Here is a 25,357-nt window from a genome sequence, read left to right as displayed (position 1 = left end):
CTCACCCAGCCCTGCCTGATTCCGCGCGGTCCCACCGGCCCCGCCCGGCTCCGCTCGATTCCGCTCGGACCCACCCGGCTCTGCCCGATTTTCGCGCGGTCCTATCCAGGTCTGCTCCATCCTGCTCGGCCTCACCCAGCTTCGCCCGATCCCGCTCGACCTCGCTCGATTCCGCTCAAGGGAGGGCGGGCGCGTCCGACGGCAGCCGGGCGCACCGGCGGCAGGCGCGGGCCGAGCCGGCGACGACGGCGTGGGAGGCGGCGGCCAGTGCGCAGGCCGCCGCCGTCAGCGGCCAGTTCTCCGCGAGGACCGACGCGGTGGCGAGGGCCAGGGCCGCCACCGCCATGGAGACGCTCGACGCGGTGCCCGCCCAGGCCACCGTGAGGGGCAGCCGGTTCGGGACGGGGAGGTGCCGGGCCAGTGTGCCGGTCGCCGCCAGAGTGGCCGCGGCCAGGAGGACCGCCACGCCCGCCACCGTGGCCAGGTTCGTCGCCAGCAACTGCGCGGCCCGGGGCACCGACGCGGCCTCCTGCGGGCTGCCCAGCCGCTGTACCAGGAACCAGCACGCGAGCAGAAAGGGGGCACTCAGGGCGACGGCACGGGCCGTGTGCCGGGCCTGGGCGACGGTCAGTTCGCGCTGGAAGCTCTCCGCCAGCTCCCGCGCCGAGCCGAACTCCGCCACCGCCCGGTGGACCGCCCGCTCGTACGGCTCGTCCTCGCGGAGGTGGGCCGTCACGGTCTCCGTCAGCCCGTCGCGCACCTCCTCGACCAGGCGGGACTTGGCGCGGGCGGGGCCGCGCAGGAGGGCGTCCAGCTCGGTGACGTACTCCTCGACGAAGCCGTCGACGAGGTCGCTGTTGCTGCTGCCGTTGTTGTGGCTGTCGTTGGTGTCGTCGTCGCTGCTGTGGCCGCCGCCGTCGTCCCCGCAGCCAACGGGGCTGTTGCTCGGAGCGCTGCCGGTCATGCGCTCTGTCCGTGCGGCGAGCCGTGCGGGTGGGGGGAGACCGGGTTGAGGACCGCGCCGATCGCGGCGGTGAAGTCCTGCCAGGCCGTGCGCTCGTCGGCCAGGAAGCGCGCGCCCGCGTCCGTCAGGGCGTAGCAGCGGCGCTTGCGTCCGCCCTCCGCCTCCCAGCTGCTGCGCAGCAGGCCCAGCCGCTCCAGCCGGTTCAGCGCCGGGTAGATCGTGCCGGTCCGCAGTTCGAGCGCCCCGCCGCTGCGCTGCTGGACCGCGGTGATGATCGCGTACCCGTGCAGCGGAGCCGGTTCGAGAACCGCCAGAAGGAGACCGTCCAGATGTCCGCGTACCGCATCCTGCCTCATGCGTAGGCAGCCTACAGGTGAGGGGAGGGGGTGGCCAGAAGTGGGGTGAATATGTAGGCGGCCTACCTATTCGAGCGCTGGGCGTGCTAGTTCTATGCGTACCGAATGCGTTGGCAGCCAATGTATGGGGCGCTCGGCCGTGCCCCGGCCGTCGATCCCTTGCTCCGCGCCTCCGGCGTCTCTGTCACTTCCGCCATCTCCGAAAGGGACCCCTGTGACCAAGTTGCTGCTCTCGCTGCACGTCCTGGCGTCGATCCTGGCGGTCGGGCCGGTCACGGTCGCGGCCTCGATGTTTCCCCGCTACGCCAGGCCGCCCGCGCCCGGCGGGACGGGCGCGGGCGGCGGGACGGGCGCGGGTGACCACGATCTGCGGACGGCGGCCTTCCTGCACAAGATCTGCCGGGTGTACGCGATGGTCGGTATCGCCGTGCCCGTCCTCGGCCTCGCCACCGGGGCGCAGATGGGGGTGCTGGGGGATGCCTGGCTGCTCGTGTCGATCGTGCTGACGACGGTCGCCGCCGCCGTGTTGATGGCGATGGTCCTCCCCGGGCAGCGGGAACTCCTGGGGGAGGAGGAAGGGACGGCGGCCGAGCGGCGGGCGGCGGCGGGGCGGCTTGCCATGACCACCGGGATATTCAACCTGCTCTGGGCCACGGTCGTCGTGCTGATGATCGTGCGGCCCGGGTCGACGACGGGGGCCTGACGGGCTGGCGGGGCCGACGGCCCGATGGGGTGGCAGGGCCGACAGGGCCGGCGGGGCTGGCAAGGCCGATGGGGGTGGCAGGGCCGATGGGGCCGGCGGGGCTGGCAAGGCCGATGGGGCTGACGGGCCTGGCGACTGCGCCGGGCCCTGGATCGAGCGCCGGGTCCCGGACCCGGGCGCCTGGCCCCGGACCGAAGCGGCCGGCCCACGGACCGAGCCGCCGGCTCCAGCCGAAGGCGTCGAGTTGGGACGGCAGTCTCTCTGGCCGGAGGTGTCTGCCTCTGGCCAAAGGCGACCCTTCCGGCCGGAGGCACCAGGCAGCCGCAGAAGGCCTCGGGGCCCCGGCGAAGACCTCGGGCTCCCGGCCCGGGTATCAGGCTCCGGCCCGGGTATCAGGCTCCGGGCCGGGTGCCGGGCTCCTCGGCCGGGGGCGCGTCAGCCTGCCTTTGCGTAGCGGCTGGCCGGGCGGGTGAGGCCCAGGTGGCCGCGGAGGGTGGTGGAGGTGTACTCCGTACGGAACACCCCGCGCCGTTGCAGCTCCGGGACCAGGCCCCGGGTGATCGCCGTGAGGTCGTGCGGGAGGACGGCCGGGCGGAGGCGGAAACCGTCCAGGCCGGTGGAGCGCCAGTCGAGGAGCAGGTCGGCCAGTTCGGCGGGGGTGCCGGTGAAGATCTCGGCGTCGGAGGCGAGTTCGGACCCGGCCACCTCGTCCAGGCGGGCCTTGCGGCGGGCCGCCGCGCCCGGTTCGTCGTCGAGGAGCACGATGAGGTCGGCGAAGGTGCGCAGGGGGCGGTCCGCCAGGTCCCGGCCGGTGCGCTCCACCGCCTCCGCGACCTGGGCGAGGATCGCCGCCGCGTCCGCCCGGCCGTGCGGGGTGACGGCGACGACGTCGGAGCCGAGCGCGGCGAACTCGTACGGGACGGGGGCGTGCGCGAGGCTCACCACCGGCGGCTGGCCCTGGGGGGTGCGCGGGGTGATGGACGGGCCCTTCACGCTGAAGTCGGTGCCCCGGAAGTCGATGTGGTGGACCTTGTCCCGGTCCAGGAACCGGCCTGTCGCCGCGTCCCGTATCTCCGCTCCGTCCTCCCAGCTGTCCCAGAGCAGGCGTGCCGCCTCCACCACCTCCGCGCCCTCCGTGAAGAGCGCGCGCAGCGGCTGGGAGATCCGCTCCGAGTCGGTGACGTCGTCCTCGGTGAGCTGGGGGGTGGTGCGGCGGCCGAAGTGGGCGGCGTCGGCGGCGCGGGAGGCGATCTGCGGGCGCCAGCCGGCCCGGCCCCGGCTCGCGTGGTCGAGCGTGGCGATGCCGATGGCGAGGTGGAAGGGTTCGGTGTGGGTGACGTTGGTGGTCGGGACCAGGCCGATGTGCGTGGTGAGCGGGGCGAGATGGGCGGCGAGCAGGACGGCGTCGATGCTGCCCCTGACCTGGTCGGTGCGGTCGTCGGGCAGGTGGAAGGCGGCGGACTGGAGGCCGAGCGCGTCCTCGAAGGTGACGAAGTCGAGCAGGCCGCGTTCGGCCTCGGTGACCAGGTCGGTCCAGTAGGGGGCGTCGAGCAGTTCGCCGGGGCGGGCCCCCGACTCGCGCCAGGCGGCCGGGTGCCAGCCCGCACCGTCGAGTGCGACGGCCAGGTGGAGGGGAGCGGCGGTGGTGCCGGAGGCGGTCCCTCCTGGGGCGCCGACAGGGCTCGTCACGCCGGTCGTGGTGCCCTCCGTGGCCCTCGTACCCGTCGTGGCCCTCGTACGCGTGGTGGCTCGTGCGCCCTCCGTGGGCCTTGTGGCCGTCGCGGCTCTCGTATCCTCCGAGGCCCTTGAGCCGGACGTCGCTCCCGTGCCGTTCGCGTCCCTTGAGCCCGTCGTGCCGGTCATGCGGGTATCTCCTTGTCGTCGCGCCCGGAGCGCAGGGGCTGTCCGGGGCCGCCCCAGCCGGTCGGGCGGGGTGCGCCGGACAGGCCCAGGTGGTCGCGGAGGGTGGTGCCGGTGTAGTCGTCGCGGTGGACGCCCTTCTCCTGGAGGATCGGCACCACCCGGTCCACGAAGTCGTCCAACCCGCCGGGGGTGAGATGGGGGACGAGGACGAAGCCGTCGGCGCCCTCGCTCTGCACGTAGTCGTCGATGGCGTCGGCGACCGTCTGCGGGCTGCCGACGAACGTCTGGCGTCCGCCGACCTCGATGACCAGCTCCCGGATGGAGAAGTTCCGTTCCTCCGCGAGCTTGCGCCACTGCCGGGCCGTCTCCGCCCGGCCCTTGCGGAAGACCGAGTGCCCCTTCAGGAAGTGGGCGTCGTCCTCGGGCTCGATGTCGGGCAGCGGCCCGTCCGGGTCGTAGGCGGAGAGGTCACGGCCCCAGACCGCCTCCAGGTGGGCGATCGCGGTCTGCGGGCTGACCAGGTCGCGGCTGATCTCCTCCGCGTAGGCCGCCGCCTCCTCGTCGGTGTCCGCGACGACCGCGTTGGCGGTGGGCAGGATCAGCAGGTCGTCGGGGCTCCGGCCGTAGGCGGCGAGCCGCCGCTTCACGTCCCGGTAGAACTCCCGGGCGACGTCGATCCGGTTGTGCTTGCTGAAGATGACCTCGGCGTCGGACGCGGCGAACTCCCGGCCCGCGTCGGACTCCCCGGACTGGATGATCACCGGGTGACCCTGCGGGCCGGCCGGCGTGGTGAACCGGCCGGAGATGTCGAAGTGCCGCCCCCGGTGGGCGAAGCGGCCCGCGCCGGCGGCGGTGAACTCACCCGTCGACGCGTCGGCCTTCAGGTCGCCCCCGGCCCAGCTGTCCCACAACGTCCGGGAGGCGGTGAGGAATTCGGCGGCCCGGGTGTAGCGGTCGGCCTCCGGGAGGAAGCCGCCCCGGCGGAAGTTCTCGCCGGTGAACGCGTCGTAGCTGGTCACCACGTTCCAGGCGGCCCGGCCGCCGCTGAGCCGGTCCAGGGTGGCGAACCGGCGCGCCACCTCGTACGGCTCGTTGAAGGTGGCGTTGACCGTGGCGGCCAGACCCAGGTGCGTGGTGACGGCGGCGAGGGCGCTGAGCACGGTGAGGTTCTCCGGGCGGCCCGCGATGTCCAGGTCGTAGACCCGCCCCTTGTGTTCGCGCAGCCGCAGCCCCTCGGCGAGGAAGAAGAAGTCGAACTTGCCGCGTTCGATGGTCTGCGCGAGCCGGATGAAGGAGTCGATGGCGATCTGGCTCTCGGAGCGCGGGTCCGACCAGACGGTCACATTGTGGATGCCGGGCAGCTGGGCTGCGAGATGCACCTGTTTCTTGGTGGTGGCGGGCACGGTGCGGTCTCCTCCTGCGAAGTCCGGCAGCGGGTGGTGGGTCGGGTGCGGGGACGGGAGTGGGACGGGAGTGGGGGGTGGCGGTGTGCCGTACCGAGCGTGCCTGGGCAGAGCGGCGTCTGCCCAGGTCAACCCGGTCTGTTTCACGAGGAGTTCATGCCGTGGTGACAGGAGCGGCCGCAGCGGGGGCCGAGGCGGCGGAAGGCGTCGCGGACGGGGTGGGGGAGACGTAGCGCACCCGGTTCTCGAAGGCGACCCCGTGGCTCTTCACGTCGATCGCGATCCGGTCGCCGTCCGCGATCCGGAACCCGTCGTGGAAGCTCGCCTCGTCGGCGCCGAGCAGGACGTAGTTGACGAGACCGGGCCGCCGTACGGCGGGAAACGTGAACAGGTGGTCCGCCATGTCCCGCACCCGGTAGTAGAGGGCGTCGTCGCCGCAGTCGAACGGGCCCTCCCAGGCCGTCGCGCCGTCCCGGACGATGGTGACCCGGCCGGTCACCGTGCGCGGCGGCGGGCCGAGGAAGAGCCACGGGGTGAGGGCGGTGTCGCACAGCTTGCAGTACGGGTTGTAGCCCGGGTCCTGGCGGTGCAGGCCGATGTCGCACAGGTCGTTGCCGAAGGTGTAGCCCGCGTAGTGCGGGGTGCCGTCCGCATCGTTGACGTAGACGAGCGCCACCTCCGGCTCCTCGATCAGGGCGACCGGGCGCGCGGGCACGTTCAGGTCCTCGCCGGGCAGCTTCACCCACTCCCCGAACCCCTTGAAGAACCACTTCGGCGGGGTGAACTCGCCGTCCTCCGGGGCCGTTTCGCCGCCCCACTTCTTCTTGTGCGTGCCCATGAACCCGCTCAGCAGGGCGTTGCCCGTGGCCTGCGGAAGGAGCGGCGGCAGCAGCCGGAGCCCCGGGTCCCCGGCGGTGACGGTGATGCTCGCGGACCCCTCGGTGAGCGCGGCGCGCAGGGCCTCCTCCGAGCCGTCGGTGGCGATGAAGGCGGCGGCGACCCGGCCGTCCTCCACCCGGTGCAGGGTCTGCTCGCCCCCCTCCTCGGGGTGGCCGAAGCCGACGTACCGTTCGCCGTCGTACAGCGCCTCGAAGAGGACGGGAAGGTGGGAATGGGGGTGCGGGTGGGACACGGGTGACTCCTCTGACATCAGTGGTACGTGGGTGAGTTGGGGTACATCAGGGGTGCGGGGCGAGAGCGGAGGGGACCTGCGCCCCTGTCAGGTCGGCTGGGCCCGCCAGGTCCGCCCGGCCCGTCAGGTCGGCCAGGGCCTCGCCGACCCGGTCGACGGACTCCCGTATCCACGGCAGGGCCAGCGGATCGGCCGCCTCCAGCGCCGCCGTCCGCCGCTCGGCGGTCTCGCCGTAGAAGTGGCTGGTCGCGGCCCGGATCCGCAGCGGCCGGCCGGACTCCCCGAACGCGCTCGCGGGCAGGACGCCGATCCCGTACCGCTCGGAGAACAGCGCGGCCAGAGCGTCCCCGTCGTGCACGCCGTGCGCGTCGGCCAGGTGGTCCCGCAGCGGCTCGAAGTCCGGGTAGAGGTAGCAGGTCGCCGCCACGGGGTGCAGCTTCGCGCCCACGGCCGTGAAGCGGGCGGCGACCGCGCGCACCACCGTCTCGTGCAGCCGCCGGCTCGCCGCGACCCGCTCGACGACCTCCGGCGGCTCCCCGAACGCGTACGCCGCCGCCGCCTGCACCGGCGCGGGCGGACTCGACCAGATCTGGCTGGCCACCGCGACCAGCCGGGTGTGCAGGGCGCGTCCCGGCTCGCCGTCGGGCAGCCGGGCCACGCCGGTGCGCCAGCCGCCCACCGCCAGGTTCTTGGTGAGCCCGGTGGTCACGACGGTCCGCTCGGGGGCGTGCAGGGCGGGGGAGACGGCCGGGGCGGAGCCGTCGTAGACCAGGTCGCCGTAGATCTCGTCGGAGACGACGATCAGGTCCAGTTCGCGGGCTGCCGCCGCCAACTCCCGTACGGTCGCCTCCGACGCGACCGTCCCCGTCGGGTTGTCCGGCACGGTCACGATCACCGCCCGGGGGCGTCGCCCGGACGCCCGGGCGTCGGCGACCGCCTCCCGCAGCCGCGCCGGATCGGGCACCCCGCCCTGTCCCGGCCGGATCGGTACGGGGATGGGGCGCGCCCCGACCAGCCGCGCCTGGGCCGCGTAGCTCACCCAGCTCGGCACGGGCACGATCACGTCCCCGCCGATGGCCAGCAGCACGGCGAAGAGCAGCGACTTGCTGCCCGGTCCGGCCACGACGAGGTCCGGGTCGACGGGCATACCGCGCCGCTCCCAGTACCCGGCGACGGCGGTGCGGAGGGCGGGGCTGCCGGGGACGGAGCCGTACGCGTTCTCGGTGGCCGCCGCCGCGAGCCGGTCCGCGAGGGCGGGGAGGACGGGCAGGCCGATCTCCCCGCTGGCCATCGACAGGACCCGCTCCCCGGCCGCCCGGCGGCGGGCCAGGGCCTCGTCGGCGGCGAGGGTGGCGGACATGGGGACGAGGACGGGGGCGGAGACGGGGCTGGGGGTAGGGGCAGGGGCTGTGTCGGTGGGGTGTCCGGCGGCTTCCCGCGTGGCTTCCGGCGGGGATTCCCCGGTGGTTTCCCGGATGGTTCGCCCGGTGGTCCGGGCGTGCGCGGTGGCCGTGGCGGGCCCGGAGGCGGCCGGGGCGTCCGAGGCGGTCGGGGCGGGCCGGGAGGCGGTCGGGGGCGGGGGTTCGGGCATGGGGGCTCCAGCGGTCGGGGTGGGGTGTCCAGCGGTCAGGCGGGGTGGGCGGGCGTCGCGTACCGCTCCCGCAGTTCCGCCTTGCGGACCTTGCCCGTGAGGGTCTTGGGGAGGGCGGGGACGAGTTCCACCCGGTCGGGGAGGAAGAGGGCGTCGTGGCCCGCCGCCGTGATCCGGTCCCGGACCTCGTCGAGCGTCGGTCCCCGCCCGCCGCGCGGGACGACCACGGCGACGATCACGGTGCCGTGCCCCTCCCCTCCGGCGGCCTCCAGACCCACCAGCGCGGCCTCCTCCGCCCTCGGGTGGCTGCCGATCACCGCCTCCAGCTCGGTCATCGGCGCCACCCGGCCGTCCCGCAGGACCGCGTCCCGGGCCCGGCCGATGATGCGGATGCCGCCCCGGCCGTCGTCCCGGGCGAGGTCGCCCGTGTCGAACCAGCCGTCCGCGTCCAGCTCGGCCGCGAACGCCTCGGGGCGCCGGTGGTACCCGAGCGCGAGCGACGCGCCCCGCACCTTGAGCCGCCCCACGGGGTGCTCGGCCTCCCCCTCGCGCCCCCCGCCCTCGCGCCCCCCGGCCCCGGCAGCCCCGTGCGCCTCGGCAGCCCTGGAGACCCCGACAGCCCCGCGCACCCCGGCAGCCCCGGAGACCCCGGCCGTCCCGGAGACCTCGGCCGCCCCGGGAGCCTTGTCCGCCCCCGAAGCCCCGTACGCCTCCGAGGCCTCGATCCGGGTCTCCATCGCGTCGATGGCGTGGCCGTTGCTGCGGGCCGCCCAGCCCTCCGGGTCCTCGGGGCGGGTGGTGGTCACCGGCCCGTTCTCCGACATGCCCCAGAGCGAGTGGGCGCGGGCGCCCAGCGTCTCGTGGACCTCGTCGGCCAGCTCCTGGAGCACCGGCGCCGACCCGATCACCACATGCCGCAGCGTGCCGGTGTCCCGCCGCTCCGCCCGCTGCGCGGCGGCCACGTCGGCGAGGGTGGCAGGCGGCCCGTAGAGCAGGGTCGCCCCGTACCGCTCGACCAGGTCGAGCAGCGCCTCGTTGCGGCGGACGTCCTGGAAGGCGACGGTGCCGCCCAGCATCACCCCGGCCAGGACGCCCTGCGCGAACCCGGAGTAGTGGACGAGCGGCGTGGAGACGGCCGCCACCCAGTCCCCGCCCGTCCCGTCGGCGGCCCCGAACGCGTCCACATACCCGCGTACGGCCGAGTGGACCGTGTTCGGGCTGTGCAGAACCCCCTTGGACAGACCCGTGGTGCCGGACGTGAACAGCACCACGAACGGGTCGTCCGCGCCGAGCGCCAGCCCCTCCAGCCGGGCGGTGGCGCCCTTCCAGGCCTCCCGCTCCCGGGCCACGAAGTGGTCGTGGAAGGGGAGCGCGCCCTCGGGCGGCGGCCCGTCCACCACCAGCACATGCTCCAGCGAGGGGAGTTCGGCCTTCAGCCGCGTCGCGATCGCGGCCAGCGGGGTGTCCGCCCACTCGGGGAGCGTGACGCACACCCGCGCCTCGGTGAGGGAGAGGCGGTGGCGCAGCTCCACCTCCGTGCAGATGGGCGAGATCGGGATGATGACCGCGCCGACCCGGATCGAGGCGAAGATCAGCGGCACCATCTCCCACCGGTTGGGCAGCTGTACGGCAACGAAGTCGCCCCGCTGTACGCCCAGTTCGAGCAGAGCCAGGGCGAACCGGTCGGTGAGCCGGTTCAGTTCGGCGTACGTGAGGGCGTCCGTACGGGACTCCGCGATGCGGCGGCCCGCGATGGCCAGGTGGTGCGGGCGCTCGCGCGCCTGCCGGTGCAGGTCGTCGAGGAAGGTCTCCGACCGCCACCAGCCCCGGCGGTGGTACTCGGCGGCGCGCTCCTGCGCGACAGCCGTCTCCGCAGCCGCCCCCACAGGCGCCGGCCGCTCCCTCGCCGCCGTGCTCATCCGCGCTCCTTCCGGCGGACCGCGAGCAGCTCCGGCAGCGGGTCGCCCGCGCGGGAGGCGGCGATCTCCAGCAGGTCCCGGGTGTTCTGCCGGACCCGGTCACCGACCCAGTCGAAGACCCACGCCTTACGGGCCTGCGCCTCCAGGTCGAACGGGACGACCCGGGTGACGGCCAGGGCGGCCGATGCCGCGCCGCCGATGTTGGCGATCACGCCCGGGACCAGGGCGGCCCCGGAGGCGGCCACCTTCTCCTTGGCCGCCGCGCTGGAGGCGAGGTTGGCGCCCTCCACCACCAGGCCGGCCCGCAGCCGGTGGGCGTTCTCGGCGTTGATCGCGTACTTCTGCGCGGCCAGGATCAGGATGTCCGCGTCCACGTCGAGCCAGGCGTCCGGTTCGGCGGAGAGCGTGACGTGCTGCGGCAGCCGGGTGCGGTCGATGGCCCCGAACCGGTCGGTGATCGCGACGAGTTCGGCCACCGGGAGCCGGTCCGCGCTGATCGTGCCCTCGATGTCCGCGATGCCGACGACGATGTGGCCCCGGTCCTCCAGGAACCGCGCCACCGCCCGGCCCACCGCGCCGAACCCCTGCACCACGACCCGGGCCGGTTCGGTGCGGCCGCTCGCCTCCAGGGCGGTGATCGCGGCGACCCCGACCCCGTGGCCGGTGGCGTCGATCAGGGGCTCGTAGTACGTACGCCAGTCGATCGGCATGTCCGGTGCGCCGAGCCGGTAGCGGGGGTCGTACCTCGCCTCCTCGAAGAAGACGGCCCGGTCGGCGGGGGTGACGCCCATGTCGATGCCCAGGTGGATGCCGCCGTGCAGGAGCGGCTTCACCGTGCGGCCGAAGGTGCGGAAGGTCTCCTCGCGCGCCGCGCCCCCGGAGTTCGTACCGTCGGCCACGATCCCGGCCTTGGCACCGCCGATCCGCAGTCCGGCGAGGGTGAACTTCTCGGTCATGTCCCGGGCCAGGCCCGCGACTTCCTCCTCACTCACCCCGGTGGTCATCCGGGTGCCGCCCATCGCCAGGCCGTCGACGAGCGTGTCGACCACCACCCAGCCCTTGACGGCCCCGCCGCTGCCGTTGAGATGGACGGTGAGGGCGGGGTCCTGCGGTTCATCCGGCACTGCTGTTCCTGCTGCTCCTGCTGCGCTCATGGTGAAGTCCTTGTTCTGTACGGAGACGGAGACGAAGGGGCGGGGAGACGAAGGGGCGGGGAGACGAAGGGGCGGGGAGACGAAGGGGCGGTGGAAGGAGGCCCGGGTCACTGGTAGAGCTGCGCGAAGCCCCGCAGGATCTCCAGGCCGTCCTTGCGGAACTCCAGGTGGGCCTGGGCGCCGTGGACGCGGCCGTCGTCCGAGCGGAGGAACTCCACGGGCGCGTGCTCGGAGCGGCCGATCGAGCGGTAGCCCGCCGGGGCTTCCCGGAGGTAGAGGGTGTGGCGGTGGAAGACGGTGACCGTCGGTTTCACGTAGGCGAAGAGCGGTTCCTCCGTGTCCACCTGCGCCTCGTGGCCGCCGACCCGCTGCGGTCCCTCGGCCAGCCGGCCGCCGGCCGCGACGGCGAGGATCTGCATGCCGCCGCAGATACCGAAGACCGGTACGTCCGCTGTCGTCACCAGGTCGATCAGAGGCTTGTAGAACTCGCTGTCGTACGCGCGCACCTTGGTGCCGCTCAGCACGATCGCCTGGTAGCGGCCGTTCAGCCGGGCGGGGACGGAGGCCGCGTCGACCGCCTCCGTGTCCGATCCCAACTCCTCGAACCGGGACCGGAGTTGCCTGAGCGACAGGGTTCCGTTGTTGACGACCAGAACGCGGGACCTGCTCATGCGCCCGCTCCTTCCCCGGAGGCATGTGTATCGGTGATCACCGTGCCGGTCGTGCCGTCCAGCAGCTCCGTGACGGCGGCGCTGCCGATGACGACCCGCTCGACCCCGCGTTCCAGGGCCTCGCCCGCCGCCCGCAGCTTCTTGCGCATTCCGCCCCGGGCTCCCTTGTCGCGGAAGGCGGCGGCGTCCCGGGCGCTGATCCGGCGTACCGGCTGCTCGTCGATGAGCAGATGGGCGACGTCGGTGACCAGGACCAGGTCGGACGCGCCGGTGGCTCCGGCGATGGCGGCGGCGGCCCGGTCGGCGTCGGTGTTGACCTCCTGGCCCGCCGCGTTCCGGGCGAGCGGGGTGACGAGGTAGGCGTGGCCCGGCTGGAGGTTCTTCAGCGGGGCCGGGTCGACACCGGTGATCGGGCCGACCAGGTTCTCCAGCTCGACGAGCTGCTTCTCCCGCCACCACCAGCGCTCGCCCTCGCCCGCGCCGACCAGGCCGTCGCTGCCGAGCAGCCGCTCGGCGGCGATGCCCCGGCGCTCCAGCCGGGCGAGGACGTCCTCGGCCAGGACGGCGCTGACGGTCTTGATGTCGTCGATGACCTCGGGCGTGGTCCACCGGCTCTGGTTGCCGTACCGGTCGCGGAGGATGGCCGACGGTTCGCTGTAGCGGGGGTCGAGCCTCTTCAGCGGCTTGGACCAGCCGTGGACGAGGACCAGGGGCCGCCCCCGGCCGTGCCGGGCCAGGTCGTCCCACCAGGTGCCGTCGAGATCGTCCAGGCAGCTGCCGCCGAGCTTGACCACCGTGGGGACGGCGGAGGGCGTGCTCATGCCGGCATCACCGGCTGCTGTGTCAGCCCCGTCTCCTCCGGCAGCCCGAACCGCAGGTTCGCCACCTGCACGGCCTGCCCCGCCGCCCCCTTGACCAGGTTGTCGAGCGCGGCGAGCACCACGATCCGCCCGCCCTCCTCGTCCAGCAGGACGGTGACGTCGGCGTAGTTGGAGCCCAGCACCACCTGCGGGTCGGGCACCGGGATCAGCGTCTCGTCGTGCCGCCGCACCCGGACGAACGGGCGCCCCTTGTAGAAGCGCAGATAGGCCCGGTTCAGCTCCCGCTGGTCCACCTTCTCGTCGGTGAACACGTACGAACTGGTCAGCAGCCCCCGTACGTTGGGGACGCCGTACGCCGACATGGTCAGGTTCCCGATCGTGCCGGGCTTGCTCCGTTCCAGGAAGTCCCCGACCTCGGCGGCGTGCCGGTGGCCGGTCGGGGAGTACGGGGCGATGGCCCCGGCCCGGAAGGGGTGCAGGTCTGATGTGCGGAGCTGGATGCCGCCGCCGCTGGAGCCGCTCTTGCCGTCCACGACGACCGTCTTCAGGTCGAGCCCGAGGCCGAGGGTGAGCGGGGCCAGGCCCAGGGTGATCGCGGTGGCATAGCAGCCGGGCAGCGAGATGAGGGCCGCGTCCTCGAGCTGGTCTCCGATCAACTCCGGTACGCCGTAGACGAAGCGGTCGGCCAGGTCGGTGCGGCGCCTGACCTTCGGGTACCAGCGGTCGTGCAGCTCCGGGGTGCGGATGCGGAACGCGCCGCTGAGGTCGACGATCGCCGGAACGCGGTCCGCGAGCAGCGAGGACAGCTCGGCGGAGACCGGCGCCGGGGTGGCCAGGAAGAGGACGTCGACCTTCTCCGCGACCTCCTCGGTGACCGGCTGCACGGTCAGGCCCCGGTCGATCCGGAGGCCGGGGTGCAGCTCGGAGGGGCGGCGGCCGATGTTGGAGGAGCCGCCGAGGAACGTCAGCTCCAGCTCGGGGTGTTGGGTGATGAGGCGGATGAGTTCGCCGCCGGCCAGCCCGGAGGCGCCGACGACTCCTGCGCGGATCATGCGAGCAGCTCCTGCACATAGCGGCCGATGGCCGAGGGGATGTCCGCCCCGGTGGCGGAGGCCACGGCCCGGAAGCCGGGGGCGTGGTTGACCTCGTTGACGACGTAGCCGTCCGGGGTGGCGAAGAGGTCGACCCCGTAGATCCCGGGACCGAGGACGTCCACCACGCCGTCGACGGTCTTGACGACGTCGGGGTCGTGGGCGATGGCGCGGTTCTTGTTGCCGAGGGCCGCGTTGTTGCGCCAGTCGCTGCCGCCGCTCTCGAACTCCGCCGCCCCGACCAGCTCCCGCCCCACCACCAGGCACCGCACCGAACTGCCGCCGAGATACGGCTCCACCAGGCTCGCCTGTTCGAAGGCGTGGGCCAGGTCCTCGACGTAGTCGTAGACGGAGTGCGCGGTGTCGGCGTGCCGGATCAGCGTGACCCGCTTGCCCATCCCGCCGAAGACCGGCTTCAGCACGAGGGGGAGCGGCAGGTCGGCCAGCGCCTTCTCGAAGTCCTTGCGGGAGAGCACGAGCCGGTGGTCGGGGACCGGCACGCCCGCCGTGTGGAGCAGGGCGCGCAGGGCGGCCTTGTTCTCGCAGGCGTGGATGGCGCGGGCGGTGTTGAGCGTGGGGACACCGGCCGCCTCCGCGAGGGTGGCGATGAGCCCGCCCCGGGTGTAGCTGCGGCTGCGGACGAGGAGGGTGTCGTACCCCTGGACCGCCGGGGCGTCCGGGTGGCCGAGGGAGAGGGCCTCGTCGTTGACCCAGTCGATCCGGAGGCCGAAGTCCGGGGCCGCCTTGATCAGCAGGCGCTCCTCCCAGGCGATCCGGTCCGCGACGAGTCCGACGGGACGGAGGGCGCTCATCTCACTGGCCCCAGTCGCGCAGCTGCACCTCGACCATCTCCAGCGTCAGCCGGCCGTTCTCGACGGCCTCGACGCGGAGGGTCAGGATGCACTCGGGGCAGGAGAGCGTCTCGCCCAGGGTGACCGGGGGCATGGTCAGGTCGGTCTCGCACTCGGGGCACACGCCGGTCAGGGTGGTGGCGGTGGACATGGTCAACTCCGTTGTCTGTCAGGCGGGTTGTGGAGGGGGGTGTCAAGGCGGCTGTAAAAGAGGGGGCGATGGACGATCGGCTACGCCGGGACCGGGCGGAAGCCGGCGGCGGCCTCGCGGATCGTGTCGCGGTCCAGCAGCGGGCGGCCGTCCCGCTCCTGCCGCTCGGCCAGCCACGCCGTGAAGGCGTCCACGTCGACGTCCGGCGCCGCATCGGCCAGGGCCCAGCGGACCAGGGCGGTGGTGAGCCGGGTGCGGACGCGCAACTCACGCCGGTTGCCGACGAGTTCGGCGGGCAGCGTCTCGTACGCGTGCGGGTGGCTCAGCTGGCCCGGCAGTTCGTACGCGAAGGCGTGCGGGGTGGTCGGCCCGGACTGGAACGCCTCCCCGAGACCGGCGCCCCGCAGCGCGATCCGGGACAGCTCGGTGAGGTGGGTCAGGTCGAACCGGGTGTCGCCGTGGACGACCCGGAGCGCGGTGAGCAGCTCGGCCAGCGGGGCGTTCCCGCCGCGCTCCCCGATCCCGCCGACGGTCGCGGAGATCCACTGGGCCCCGGCCCGCACGGCGGCCAGGGAGTTGGCGACGGCCAGGCCCAGCATGTTGTGCGAGTGGATCTCGATCTCGGAGCCGTCGATCGCGGTGAGGTCCGCGATCACCTCCTGCATCTGCCAGGGGGAGAGGTACGCGACCGTCTCCGCCAGCCGGAACCGGTCGGCCCCGGCCGCGAACCCCGCCTCCACATAGGGGACCAGCCGCTCCCGGGGCGTACGGGCGCCGTCCTCGCCGCTGAAGGTGACGTGGAAGCCGCGCTCCTTCGCCTGGGTGATCGCCGAGCGGGCCAGCGCCTGGAGGAACTTGGGGCTGGCGGAGTCCAGCTTGAGCTGGGCGTGCTGCTCGGAGGTGGGGATCGAGTACATGATGTGGCGCACGCCCAGCCGTTCGGCCTCGTCCAGCGCGCGGGCGACCTGGCGGCGGTCGCGGACGACCAGGAGCGTCATGCTGCGCTCGGGGGTGACCGCCTCATGGGTGGCGAGGACGAGATCGGCGTCCTTGGAGTCCGGTCCGGAGACCATGCCCACCTCGACCAGCTCGACGCCCGTGCGCACCAGCAGGTCCGCGATGGCGGCGGCGTCGGCCGGGCCGAACTCGACCCCCGCCATGTGCGCGGAGTCCCGCAGCGTGGCATCGGATATCCGGGGCGGCCGCTCCAGTTGCTCGGGGCCTTCTGCTGTCATTCTCTCCGCTCCTTTTCCCTGAACTGTGGATCGTTCATCGGGGTATTCGCCGTATTCGCTGTCCCATATCCTTCGGCGCCCGTCCGGAAAGAGCAATGTCTGCGGTGTCAGGGCTGTGTTGCCGAGTGTCAGGGAATGTCAGGAAGGAAAAGGAGTGCAAGGGTGGTGTGCGGCCGTGCCAAATAGCGGACGTTCGACCCCCGTCGATGTGACGCGCGTCCTACGGTGGCGCCCATGGATCTCTTCTCGCTGCCCCGGCTAGGGGTCGTCGTGCCGCCGGAGAACCCCACGGCGGAACCCGAGTTCAACCAGTTGCTCGGTGGTGGAATGAATGTGTACACCTCCCGCTTCCCGGTGACTCCGGGGTCCGGGCTCCGGGCCATGCTGGAGACGTACAACGAGGTGCTTCCCGAACTGCTGGGCAGCTTCGGCGCCCTGCGGCTGGACGCGGTCGTGGTGGCGTGCAGCGCCTCGCACTACCTGCTGGAGCCGGCGGGCGACCGGGCCTTCTGCGCGGAGCTGTCCGAGCGGGCGGGCGCGCCCGTGGGCTCCTCCACCCAGGCGATCCTGGCGGCCTGCGAGGCGCTCGGGGTGACCCGGCTGACCCTCGTCTCCCCGTACCAGCCGTGGCTGACCGACACCTCCCGCGCCTTCTGGGAGCGGGCCGGGCTCACGGTCGACGGGGTGGTGCTCGTCCCGGCGGCGGAGGCCGCCGGCCCGGATGGGGGCGCGCACTTCGACCCGTACGAGGTCACCACGGACGCGATCCTGCGGCGGATACGGGAGCGGGAACTGCCCGGGGACACGGCCCTGCTCTTCACGGGGACGGGGATGGGCACGCTCGCCGCCCTGACCGAACTGGCCCGGCGCGATCCGCACCGCACCCTGCTGACCTCGAACCTCGCCTCGGCCTGGTGGGCGCGGCGGGTGGCGGGCGCGCGGGGAGAGGCGCACCACCCGCTGCTGCGGCGGCTGGAGGGGGCGGCCGCGGCGGTGTGACGGCGGGGCCCGGGGCGGGTGCGGGCGGGCGCGCCCCGGGGCCTGGAGGCCCGGCGGCCCGAGCCGGCCCCCGTCTCGCCCCCGTGCTCAGCCGGCGGTGGTCTCCGGCATCTGCCAGGCGTACCCCATCCGGTAGCCCACGCCCCGGACGGTGATGATCCAGCCGCCGGAGCCGAGTTTGGCCCGCAGGCTGCTCACATGGGTGTCGATCGTGCGGCTGGTGTGCCCCCAGTTGCTGCCCCAGACCCGGGCCATCAGCTCCTTGCGCGTCACCACCGTATCGGGGGTGGCGGCCAGGGTGTAGAGCAGCTCGAATTCCTTCGATGTGACAGGGACGAGCCGTTCCCCGAGACGCACTTCCTGCCGCCGCGGATCGATATGCAGATCGCGCAGGGAAATGGTGGCAGGAAGGGACTGGCGGGGCCGGGAACGGCGGAGGACCGCCTCGATGCGGGCCCCGACCTCCCGGAATCCCCAGGATTTCACCACGCAGTCGTCCGCCCCCGCGTGCAGGGCGAGCACCCGTTCCAGTTCGGCGTCGGCCTCGGTGACCGCTATCAGGGCCGTGTCGCCGCCGTTGCGCAGGGACCGGCACAATTCCAGTCCGTCGATATCGGGCAGTTCCAGGGAGAACAGCACCAGATCCGCCTCGCCGTACACCCGCAGCGCCCGCTCCCCGGTGGCGACGGCGCGGGCGGTGAAGCCCTGCCGTCTCAGATCGGTCACCATGGCCGCTGCGGCGGAGGTGTCCTGCTCCACCACGAGTACCTGTCTCACGTGCCCACCCTCCATGTCTCCTCGGCCGCACGGGGCTCATGGCCCTCGCGGTCCTCCCGCAGTCCTGACGTCGGCCGGTGGTGCCCCGACGTCAGGGGGCGGCACCGGCGAGCGCGGTGGCCGGGGCACCGGACAGGCGCTGGTAGACGTAGGCGGCCGAGGCCATGGTCATGTGGTGGTGCCAGCCGGGGAAGGAGCGGCCCTCGAAGTCGAGGACGCCGAACCGCCGCCGGAGCGTGGCGACGGCGGCGAGGGCCGCGGCGTGGCTGCGCGCCAGCCGGAGGACGTCCTCCACCCGCCGGTCGGTGAGCGTGGTGAGCCAGTACCGGGCGGGCTGCCGGCCGTCCGGGTCGGGGCGTTCCACGACGCGGTACGGGCGTGCGCCCACGTCGTCGCCGCTGCCGGGGCGCGGGGCCGCCGTCACCGTGCCCGCGTAGGTGTGGACCGGTACGGGCCGGACGCCGCCGTCGGGCGTCTGCCGGAGCAGGACGTGGGTCTGCCGGGCGTGCCGGACCTCCATGAGCGCGCCGACCGTGGTCGCGACGGGCGTGTGCTGCCCGGTGAGGAGCACCAGATGGTCCGGGGAGATCTCGCACACCACGTCGGCCCGCTGCCGGGCGAGCCCCGCGAGGACCCCCGCCGCGTCGTCGCACCGGGTCAGGTCCAGGACCCAGGGCAGACGCGGGAGCCCGGGGTGGGCGGCGGCCTCGGCGGCGTAGGCGGTCACATGGTCGGCGGGGGTGCGCCCGGCCTCGGAGCCGGGGATGCGCGCCCGGCGTCTGCGCTCCCGGTCCGAGTCCCACGCCCCGCCGAGCACGAGGCTCCAGTCCACCGGGTAGCACTGGCCGCCCGAGGCGAGGAAGAACACCAGCGCGCGCTGGCAGTTGACGGTCCGTCCGGTGGCGGGGTCGACGCGCCGGTGCACGCCCACCGAGTGCTCGCCGCGCTTGGGGATGATGAGTTCGGCCACGGTCCAGGCCTGGGGTGCCGTCCGCGCGGCGACCTCGCGGGCGAGCCGGTGGCGTACCGGATTCCAGTCCCACGGACTGGCGTTGATGAACCGGTGGAGGCCGTGTGCCGCGGCCGGAGGTAAGGGTTTCGCCAGCGCCATGGTGCGGGGTGTCTTCTTGCCCGCGCCATGGATCAGGGCCCACAGATACGCCTGGGCCCAGCGGCGCTGCTCCGGCCGCCGGAGTGCCCGGAAGATCTCGTCCATGAACGTCTGCAACGTCTGCGTGGACCCGCCGTCGCCCGGCACGGCCGCGCGTACCTCACTTGACGACATGTAACGCTACGCCCCCTCGTACTCGTCATCGCTCGCACCGCCCGGCACGGACGCGTGGCTCAGTGACCACCTGGCCACCTCGACCACCTGGCCACTTTGGCCGCATGGCTTCATGGCACATCAGTACGAGGTGAAAGTACCGCTCGGCGCGGAGTTTGCCCGGCTCGGCCGTCGATTTCGCGAGTTCGGCCTGTGACCTGCGAAAACGCTCTTCGGCTGGGGGTGCGTGAGAGAGGGCGACCCGGTTCCACCAGTGGTGGAACCGGGTCGTGGAGCCGTCCGGTGAAGTGTCAACAAATCATGAACATGGCTGGAGTGCGGTGGGTCAGGAAGCCGGAACCGCGGCTTCCTCCTCGGCCCCCGCCTGTTCCCCCACCGACCCGGAGCCCGGCCGCGCGGCGGGGAATCCGGCCTTCCGGGCGGCGAGCACGACCGCGAGCACGGGCAGCAGGAGCAGCACGACCGCCCAGGGGAAGGACTCGCTGCCGAGGGTGTCGAGCAGGATGCCGCCGACGATGCCGCCGCCCGCCATCGCGACGTTCCAGAGCGTGACGAGCATGGCCTGCGCCGCGTCGGCCGACTCGCCGCCCGCGTCCCCGACGGCGGTCTGGAGGAGGGTGGGCACACCGCCCCAGCCGAGCCCCCACAGCACCGCGGCCGCGTAGACCAGGGCGGTGGTGTCGGAGAGGACCGCCAGGATCAGCGAGGCGACGGCGACCAGGAGCGCGCCGCCGACGGTGAGCCCGCGCAGCCGCCGGTTGATCTGCGCGCCGACGATCCAGATGCTCGCCAGCGAGGCGGCGCCGAAGACCAGCAGGATCAGGCCGGTGTGCCCCTCCAGGCCGAGGTCCTTGAGGTAGCTGGCGATGTACGCGTACAGGATGGTGTGCGCCAGCACGAAGACCAGCGTCACGAACAGGACCGGCGAGACCCCCGGGATGGTCAGGGTCCGCAGCAGCTTCGGCCGCTCGCCGCGGGCCTGGCCCGGGAAGTCCGGTACGCCCGCGAAGATCCACACCAGCAGGGCGACCGTGAGCGCGGTCATCGACAGGAAGGCCACGCGCCAGCCGAGCCAGTCCCCGAGGAACGTTCCGGCGGGCACCCCGAGGGAGAGCGCGACGGGGATGCCGGCCATGGCGATGGCCATCGCCTTGCCCTGGAGGTGGACGGGGGCGAGGCGGCGGGCGTACCCGGCGAGCAGGGCCCAGGCGAGACCGGCGGCGACCCCGGCGACGAACCGGGCGACCATCGTCAGTTCGTAGACCGACGACACGGCCGTCACGGTGTTGGCGAGGGCGAACCCGGCCATGGCCGTGAGCAGCAGCTTCTTGCGCTGCCAGCCCGCGGTGGCGGCGGTGAGCGGGATCGCGGTGAGGGCCGTGCCGATCGCGTAGACGGTGACCGTCTGCCCGGTCGCGGACTGGCTCACCCGCAGGTCCTCGCTCATCGCGGGGAGCAGACCGGCGGGCAGGGTCTCGGTGAGGCAGGTGATGAAGACGGCGGTGGCGAGGGCCAGCAGGGCGAAGAGGGGGAGCTTCCGCTCCTCCTCCCCGCCCTCGCTCCTCGGGTCCGGTGCCGAGGAGGCGGGCGCCGTGTCGGGTGCGGTGCTCATGGGGTGTGCTCCAGGTTTCCTGAGGGGAGTCGGGGTGGGGACGGTGGTCGTGTGCACGGGCGGGCGAGGCCGCCGTCCACGGGGAGCCGGGCCCCCGTCGTGAACGTGGCCTCGGTGGCCAGGAAGAGCGCGGCGCGGGCCACCTCCTCGGCGGCGCCGAGCCGGCCGAGCGGAGGCAGGGGTACGGCGCCGGAGCCCGGCGCCTCGATACAGCCCGGGGCCACGGCGTTGACGCGGATGCCCCGGGCGGCGAGTTCGGCGGCGAGCGCCCGTACGGCGTCGGGACACGGCGTCGGGGAGGTCAGCACGATCGCGCCGCCGTCCTCGACGTACGGCAGCAGGGGGCGCGCGGAGGGGATGGCGTCGGCGAAGAGGAGATCGACGCGGAGGCCGGGGGCGGTACGGGGGCCGGTGCCGGTACGCGGGGCGGCGCCCGTATCCGTAGCGGCGCCGGAGCGTGTGCCGGTGTCAGGGTCGGTGCCGGTAGGCGTATCGGTGCTGGTGCTGGTGCTGGTGCTGGTGCTGGTGCTGGTGCGCGCAGCGGTGTCCGCTCCTGTGCCGCCCGCCAGGACGTCTTCCACGGCGGACGGGGCCACGACCCGGGCGGCGGAGCCGAGTTCGGTGACCGCGTGGGCGCGCGCCCCGGCGGTGCGGGCGGCCAGCAGGACGCTCGCACCCCCCTCCACGAGGCGCTTGGCGATGGCCAGTCCGATACCGGTGGCCTCCCCGACGACCAGGGCCCTTCTGCGCGCGTACTTGGTCATGGTTGCCGCTCCCTCCAGGTGCCACCCGTGCGACGACTCTGCGCCCGGCCGCTTCGGGGAACCTTCGGGAAACCTTGGGGCCGCCTGACGGCCGGGCCGCGGCGGGCCGTGGTGCGCCGGGGCGGGGCGGTCCGACGGGTGCTGTCGGCCGCCGCCGTGCGCGGGAGGAGCCCCCGGACGCCCGTCATCCGGGCCTGTACGGTGGCGGCTATGCGGTTTGGGGTGCTCGGGCCACTGGTGGTGTGGGACGGCGAGGGGCGGGAGATCAGGGTCCCCGAGGCCAAGGTCAGGGCCCTGCTGGCGGATCTGCTCGCGAACGACGGGGGCCCGGTCTCCGCCGACCGCCTCATCCACGACCTGTGGGGCGACGCGCCTCCGGGCAAGCCCGCGGGCGCCCTCCAGGCCAAGGTCTCCCAGCTGCGCCGGGTCATCGGCCGCGACCGGGTGGAGCGCCGGCCCGCCGGCTACCGGCTCCGGTTCGACGAGGGCGGCGACGAGGTGGACGCCGTACGGTTCCGGGCCCTGGTGACGGCGGCCCGCCCCGTACGGGACCCGGGCGCGCGGGCCGCGCTGCTGACGGAGGCCCTGGAGCTGTGGCGCGGACCGGCGTACGCGGACTTCGCGGACGGCCCCTTCGTACAGGCGGCCGCCCAACGCCTCGCCGAGCAGCGGCTCTCCGTACTGGAGGAGCAGGCGGAGGCGCGCCTGGAGACGGGGGACCACGCGCTCCTCGCCGGGGAGCTGGCCGACCTCGTGGCGCGCCACCCACTGCGGGAGCGACTGCGCGCGGCCTCGATGAGGGCTCTGTACGCGGCGGGCCGGCAGAGCGAGGCGCTGACGTCGTACGCAGACCTCCGCACCCGGCTGGCGGAGGAGCTGGGGGTCGATCCGAGCCCCGAACTGGCCTCCCTGCACCAGGCGTTGCTGCGCCAGGAGCCGGGCCTGAGGACGGAGACTCCGCCCGCCCCGGCCGCCGTCCTCACCGCCCCGGCCACCGTCCCCACCGGCCCGTCGGCCGCCTCCTCCACCCCGGCCACGGTCTCTTCCGCTCCGGCCACTGCCTCCACCGCCCCGGCCACGGTCTCTTCCGCTCCGGCCACTGCCTCCACCGCCCCGGACACGGTCTTCACCACTCCCGCCACCGCCTCCTCCGCCTCGGCCTCCGCCTCCTCCACCCCGGACACGGTCTTCACCACTCCCGCCACCGCCTCCTCCGCCCCGGCCCGCCATCAGGCCCCGGCCCGCCAGGCCCCGGGTGGGTACCAGGCTCCTGTCTGGCCTGGGAGCCCGGCCGAGGATCAGGACCCTGCCCCGGGTCGGGCGGCCTCCGCCTCCGCCCCGCCCTCCACCAACCTCCCGGTCCCCCTCACCCCCCTGGTGGGCCGCCGTCAGGCGCTCGACGATCTCGACCGGCTTCTCTCCGAAGCGCGGCTGGTGACCCTCACCGGGCCCGGGGGCGTCGGCAAGACCCGGCTGGCCGTGGCGGCGGCCACCGCCGGCCGGGATGGGGCCCGGAGCGGCGAACTGGCCGACGGCGCCTGGTTCGTGGAGTTCTCCGGCCTCCGTACCGGCACCCCCGCCGACCTCGCCCAGGTCGTCGCCGCCACGCTCGGTATCCGCGACGACGCCCCCCGCCCCCTGCCGGGCACCGGCCCCGCCACGCGGTCCCTGCCGCACCGCCTCGCCGCCGCCCTGCGCGACCGCCGCACCCTGCTCGTCCTGGACAACTGCGAACACGTCGTGGACGCCGCCGCCGAACTCGCCGAGCTGCTCCTGCGCACCGCCCCCGGGCTGCGGGTCATGGCCACCGGGCAGGAGCCGCTCGGTCTGGCGGGCGAGGCGGTGTTCCTGGTGGAGCCGCTGCAACCGGCGGACGCGGTAAGGATGTTCATGGAGCGCGCCGCCGCGGCCACCCCCGGCTTCCCGCGCGACCCGGAGGCGCCGGACGAGCCCGAGCGCCGGGCGGTCGACGAGATCTGCCGCCGCCTGGACGGCATCCCGCTCGCGCTGGAGCTGGCCGCGACCCGGGTGCGGGCTCTGGGCGTAAGGGAGTTGGCGGCACGGCTGCACGACCGGTTCCGGGTGCTGACCTTCGGGCAGCGGGGCGCCCCGGCCCGCCAGCAGACGCTGCGGGCGGTGATCGACTGGAGCTGGGAGCTGCTCAGCGCCCCCGAACGCATCGTCCTGCGCCGCCTCGCCGCCCACACCGACGGCTGCGACCTGGCCGCCGCCGAGGCGGTCTGCGCGGGGGACGGGGTCGCCCGGGACGAGGTGCTCGACCTGGTCACCCGGCTGGTCGACCGGTCCCTGGTGGTCGTGGCGGACGGCCCGACCGGCCCCCGCTACCGGCTCCTGGAGTCCGTCGCCGCGTATGCGACCGAGCGGCTCCACGAGATGGAGGACCTCACCGCCGTACGCGACCGCCATCTCCTCCACTACCGGGCGCTGGCCGAACACGCCGAGCCGGAGCTGCGCGGCGCCGGGCAACGGCCCTGGCTGGCCCGCCTGGACGCCGAGGCCGGCAACCTGCGGACGGCGCTCGACGAGGCGGTGCGCCGGGCGGCCGCCGGGGGGCCCGGGACGCCGGGGGCGCCGGGAGATCCCGGGCGCCCGGGCAGACCGGCGGGCCCGGGCAGGGCGGAGGAGGCACAGGGAGCGGGAGGGGCGGGGAAGTCGGGGAAGCCGGGAGAGCCGGAGGAGCCGGGTAAGCCGGAGGAGCCGGGAGAGCCGGGAGAACCGGGGAAGCCGCGGGAGCCGGACGGGGCGGCGGAGGCGGTCCGGCTGGCCACCGCCCTGGCCTGGTGGTGGCTGCTGCGCGGCCGCCTCACGGAGGCCCGCCGCAGCCTGGCCGCCGTGCTCGCCGTGACGGACGGCGGACCGGCCGAACTCGCCCTCCTCCAGGCCGCGTTCGCGCTGCTCACCGGGGACCGTACGGCGGTCGCCGCCGCCCGGGCCGCCGCCACCGCCGAGGCCGTCCCGGACCCCGTGCGCCGGGCCCGGGCGCTCTGGCTCTGCGCGTACGGCCTGTTCAGCGCGGGGGACGCGGCCGGAAGCGGCGAACTGAACGACCGCGCGCTCGGCCTCTCCACCGCCACGGGCGACCGGTGGGGCACGGCGGCGGCGCTCGGTCTGCGCGCCACGCTCGCGCTGGTCCGCGGGGACCTCGCCGGCCTGGGCCGCGACGGGACGCGCAGCGCCCTGGCCTTCCGGGAACTGGGGGACCGCTGGGGCGAGTTGCAGACCGTGTCCCCGCTGGCGGCGCTCGCCGAGATCAAGGGCGGGTACGAGGAGGCGGACCGCCGCCAGCGCGAAGGGCTGCTCATGGCGCGGGAGCTGGGCCTGGAGGCGGAGGTGTCCGCGCGGCTCTCCGGACTCGGCCGGCTGGCCCTGCTCGCCCGGGACTGGGAGCGCGCCCGCGAGCTGCACGGACAGGCACGCCGGAGCGCGGCCGAACAGGGCTACAAGTACGGCGAGATCCACTCCGAGATGGGCCTCGCCCTCGGCGCCCGCCGCTCGGGCGACCTGGACGGGGCGGAGGCCCACCTGCTCCACATCCGGGACGGGTACGCCGATGTCTCCTCCCAGGCGGGCGACCACCTGCTCCTGGCCGAGCTGGGCTTCGTCGCGGAGCTGCGCGGCGACGCGGCTGCGGCGGAGACCCACCACCTCCAGGGCCTGGAGATCGCCCGCGCCCTCGCGGAACCCCGCGCCCTGGCCCTCTCCCTGGAAGGCCTCGCCGGGGCGGCGGCCCTCGCCGCCGGCACCCCCTCCGCCACCCGGGCGGCCGTCCTCCTGGGCGCGGCGGCGGCCGCCCGCCGCGAGGCCGGGGCCCCGCTGCCGCCCGCCGAACGCGCCGACGTCGACCGGATCACCGCCTCGGTCCGGGCGGCCCTGGGAGCGGAGGCGTTCTCGGAGGCGTACGCGGAGGGCGCCCGGCTGACCCCGGAGGAGGCGGCCCGCCGGGTCCGTACCGGACCGACCTCGTAGGGAACCGCCCCGGGCCCGCCGCCGCGCC

21 protein-coding genes are annotated in these 25,357 nt (G+C 74.3%); 3 read left to right on the top strand and 18 right to left on the bottom strand.

Going from position 1 to position 25,357, the window contains the following annotated elements; all coding sequences use genetic code 11:
- Positions 1 to 175: 175 nt before the first annotated feature.
- Positions 176 to 964, bottom strand: coding sequence for a permease prefix domain 1-containing protein (locus ACQ9ZG_RS15800; RefSeq protein WP_499280698.1), 789 nt, complete (start codon positions 962 to 964; stop codon positions 176 to 178).
- Positions 961 to 1,320 (bottom strand): PadR family transcriptional regulator, encoded by a 360-nt coding sequence (locus ACQ9ZG_RS15795; RefSeq protein WP_109914241.1) that lies wholly within the window; start codon positions 1,318 to 1,320, stop codon positions 961 to 963. Before ACQ9ZG_RS15795 ends, ACQ9ZG_RS15800 begins: the two co-directional genes overlap by 4 nt.
- Positions 1,321 to 1,534: 214 nt before the next feature.
- On the opposite strand from ACQ9ZG_RS15795, the gene ACQ9ZG_RS15790 reads away from it, so the two are divergent.
- On the top strand, positions 1,535 to 2,023 hold the full coding sequence (locus ACQ9ZG_RS15790; protein ID WP_109914240.1) for a hypothetical protein: 489 nt from the start codon (positions 1,535 to 1,537) through the stop codon (positions 2,021 to 2,023).
- A gap of 435 nt (positions 2,024 to 2,458) precedes the next feature.
- On the opposite strand, the gene ACQ9ZG_RS15785 is transcribed toward ACQ9ZG_RS15790, so the two are convergent.
- The 12 genes from ACQ9ZG_RS15785 to ACQ9ZG_RS15730 form a co-directional block, all read right to left on the bottom strand.
- Positions 2,459 to 3,712, bottom strand: coding sequence for an LLM class flavin-dependent oxidoreductase (locus ACQ9ZG_RS15785; protein ID WP_109916150.1), 1,254 nt, complete (start codon positions 3,710 to 3,712; stop codon positions 2,459 to 2,461).
- Between the two features lie 170 nt (positions 3,713 to 3,882).
- The gene (locus ACQ9ZG_RS15780) at positions 3,883 to 5,289 is read right to left on the bottom strand and encodes an NtaA/DmoA family FMN-dependent monooxygenase (protein WP_109916151.1); all 1,407 of its coding nucleotides are present in this window, start codon (positions 5,287 to 5,289) and stop codon (positions 3,883 to 3,885) included.
- Positions 5,290 to 5,443: 154 nt separating this feature from the next.
- Positions 5,444 to 6,439 (bottom strand): fumarylacetoacetate (FAA) hydrolase, encoded by a 996-nt coding sequence (locus ACQ9ZG_RS15775; RefSeq protein WP_109916152.1) that lies wholly within the window; start codon positions 6,437 to 6,439, stop codon positions 5,444 to 5,446.
- 28 nt (positions 6,440 to 6,467) lie between these two features.
- The gene (locus ACQ9ZG_RS15770) at positions 6,468 to 7,781 is read right to left on the bottom strand and encodes a pyridoxal phosphate-dependent aminotransferase (protein WP_499280697.1); all 1,314 of its coding nucleotides are present in this window, start codon (positions 7,779 to 7,781) and stop codon (positions 6,468 to 6,470) included.
- Between the two features lie 266 nt (positions 7,782 to 8,047).
- Entirely contained in the window at positions 8,048 to 9,931 is a 1,884-nt protein-coding gene (locus ACQ9ZG_RS15765; RefSeq protein WP_499280695.1) for an AMP-binding protein, read from the bottom strand.
- Positions 9,928 to 11,085, bottom strand: coding sequence for a Glu/Leu/Phe/Val dehydrogenase dimerization domain-containing protein (locus tag ACQ9ZG_RS15760; RefSeq protein ID WP_099219389.1), 1,158 nt, complete (start codon positions 11,083 to 11,085; stop codon positions 9,928 to 9,930). Before ACQ9ZG_RS15760 ends, ACQ9ZG_RS15765 begins: the two co-directional genes overlap by 4 nt.
- Positions 11,086 to 11,192: 107 nt before the next feature.
- Positions 11,193 to 11,756, bottom strand: a complete 564-nt coding sequence (locus ACQ9ZG_RS15755) for a type 1 glutamine amidotransferase (protein ID WP_109915120.1) — start codon at positions 11,754 to 11,756, stop codon at positions 11,193 to 11,195.
- Positions 11,753 to 12,577 carry an amino acid kinase family protein gene (locus ACQ9ZG_RS15750; protein ID WP_109915121.1) on the bottom strand — a complete coding sequence of 275 codons (825 nt, stop codon included), beginning with the start codon at positions 12,575 to 12,577 and terminating at the stop codon, positions 11,753 to 11,755. The genes ACQ9ZG_RS15755 and ACQ9ZG_RS15750 overlap by 4 nt, the downstream gene beginning before the upstream one ends.
- Complete coding sequence (gene argC, locus ACQ9ZG_RS15745) at positions 12,574 to 13,629, bottom strand: N-acetyl-gamma-glutamyl-phosphate reductase (protein ID WP_109915122.1); 1,056 nt, start codon at positions 13,627 to 13,629, stop codon at positions 12,574 to 12,576. The genes ACQ9ZG_RS15750 and argC overlap by 4 nt, the downstream gene beginning before the upstream one ends.
- Complete coding sequence (locus ACQ9ZG_RS15740) at positions 13,626 to 14,480, bottom strand: ATP-grasp domain-containing protein (protein WP_109915123.1); 855 nt, start codon at positions 14,478 to 14,480, stop codon at positions 13,626 to 13,628. The genes argC and ACQ9ZG_RS15740 overlap by 4 nt, the downstream gene beginning before the upstream one ends.
- A gap of 1 nt (position 14,481) precedes the next feature.
- Positions 14,482 to 14,670 (bottom strand): lysine biosynthesis protein LysW, encoded by a 189-nt coding sequence (locus tag ACQ9ZG_RS15735; RefSeq protein WP_109915124.1) that lies wholly within the window; start codon positions 14,668 to 14,670, stop codon positions 14,482 to 14,484.
- A gap of 80 nt (positions 14,671 to 14,750) precedes the next feature.
- A complete protein-coding gene (locus ACQ9ZG_RS15730; RefSeq protein ID WP_109915125.1) occupies positions 14,751 to 15,905 on the bottom strand; it encodes a hydroxymethylglutaryl-CoA lyase-like TIM-barrel protein in 1,155 nt (384 codons plus the stop codon).
- A gap of 234 nt (positions 15,906 to 16,139) precedes the next feature.
- Here ACQ9ZG_RS15730 and ACQ9ZG_RS15725 point away from each other — a divergent pair, with 234 nt between their 5' ends.
- Positions 16,140 to 16,904, top strand: a complete 765-nt coding sequence (locus ACQ9ZG_RS15725) for a maleate cis-trans isomerase family protein (RefSeq protein ID WP_499280694.1) — start codon at positions 16,140 to 16,142, stop codon at positions 16,902 to 16,904.
- A gap of 87 nt (positions 16,905 to 16,991) precedes the next feature.
- On the opposite strand, the gene ACQ9ZG_RS15720 is transcribed toward ACQ9ZG_RS15725, so the two are convergent.
- From ACQ9ZG_RS15720 to ACQ9ZG_RS15705, 4 genes are all read right to left on the bottom strand, one after another.
- On the bottom strand, positions 16,992 to 17,696 hold the full coding sequence (locus tag ACQ9ZG_RS15720) for a response regulator transcription factor (RefSeq protein ID WP_084994008.1): 705 nt from the start codon (positions 17,694 to 17,696) through the stop codon (positions 16,992 to 16,994).
- Between the two features lie 76 nt (positions 17,697 to 17,772).
- Complete coding sequence (locus ACQ9ZG_RS15715) at positions 17,773 to 18,966, bottom strand: IS701 family transposase (protein WP_206312847.1); 1,194 nt, start codon at positions 18,964 to 18,966, stop codon at positions 17,773 to 17,775.
- Positions 18,967 to 19,291: 325 nt separating this feature from the next.
- Positions 19,292 to 20,578: an MFS transporter gene (locus ACQ9ZG_RS15710; RefSeq protein ID WP_109917652.1), complete on the bottom strand. Its 1,287-nt coding sequence runs from the start codon at positions 20,576 to 20,578 to the stop codon at positions 19,292 to 19,294.
- Positions 20,575 to 21,342 carry an SDR family oxidoreductase gene (locus tag ACQ9ZG_RS15705; protein WP_499280692.1) on the bottom strand — a complete coding sequence of 256 codons (768 nt, stop codon included), beginning with the start codon at positions 21,340 to 21,342 and terminating at the stop codon, positions 20,575 to 20,577. Before ACQ9ZG_RS15705 ends, ACQ9ZG_RS15710 begins: the two co-directional genes overlap by 4 nt.
- A gap of 210 nt (positions 21,343 to 21,552) precedes the next feature.
- Here ACQ9ZG_RS15705 and ACQ9ZG_RS15700 point away from each other — a divergent pair, with 210 nt between their 5' ends.
- Complete coding sequence (locus ACQ9ZG_RS15700) at positions 21,553 to 25,329, top strand: AfsR/SARP family transcriptional regulator (RefSeq protein WP_499280691.1); 3,777 nt, start codon at positions 21,553 to 21,555, stop codon at positions 25,327 to 25,329.
- The last annotated feature ends 28 nt before the right edge of the window (positions 25,330 to 25,357 follow it).

The organism is Streptomyces araujoniae, from assembly GCF_050871195.1.
Classification (GTDB): domain Bacteria; phylum Actinomycetota; class Actinomycetes; order Streptomycetales; family Streptomycetaceae; genus Streptomyces; species Streptomyces bacillaris.
Note: the sequence above shows the minus strand (reverse complement) of the source record. Positions and strands in the feature narration are given on the sequence as shown.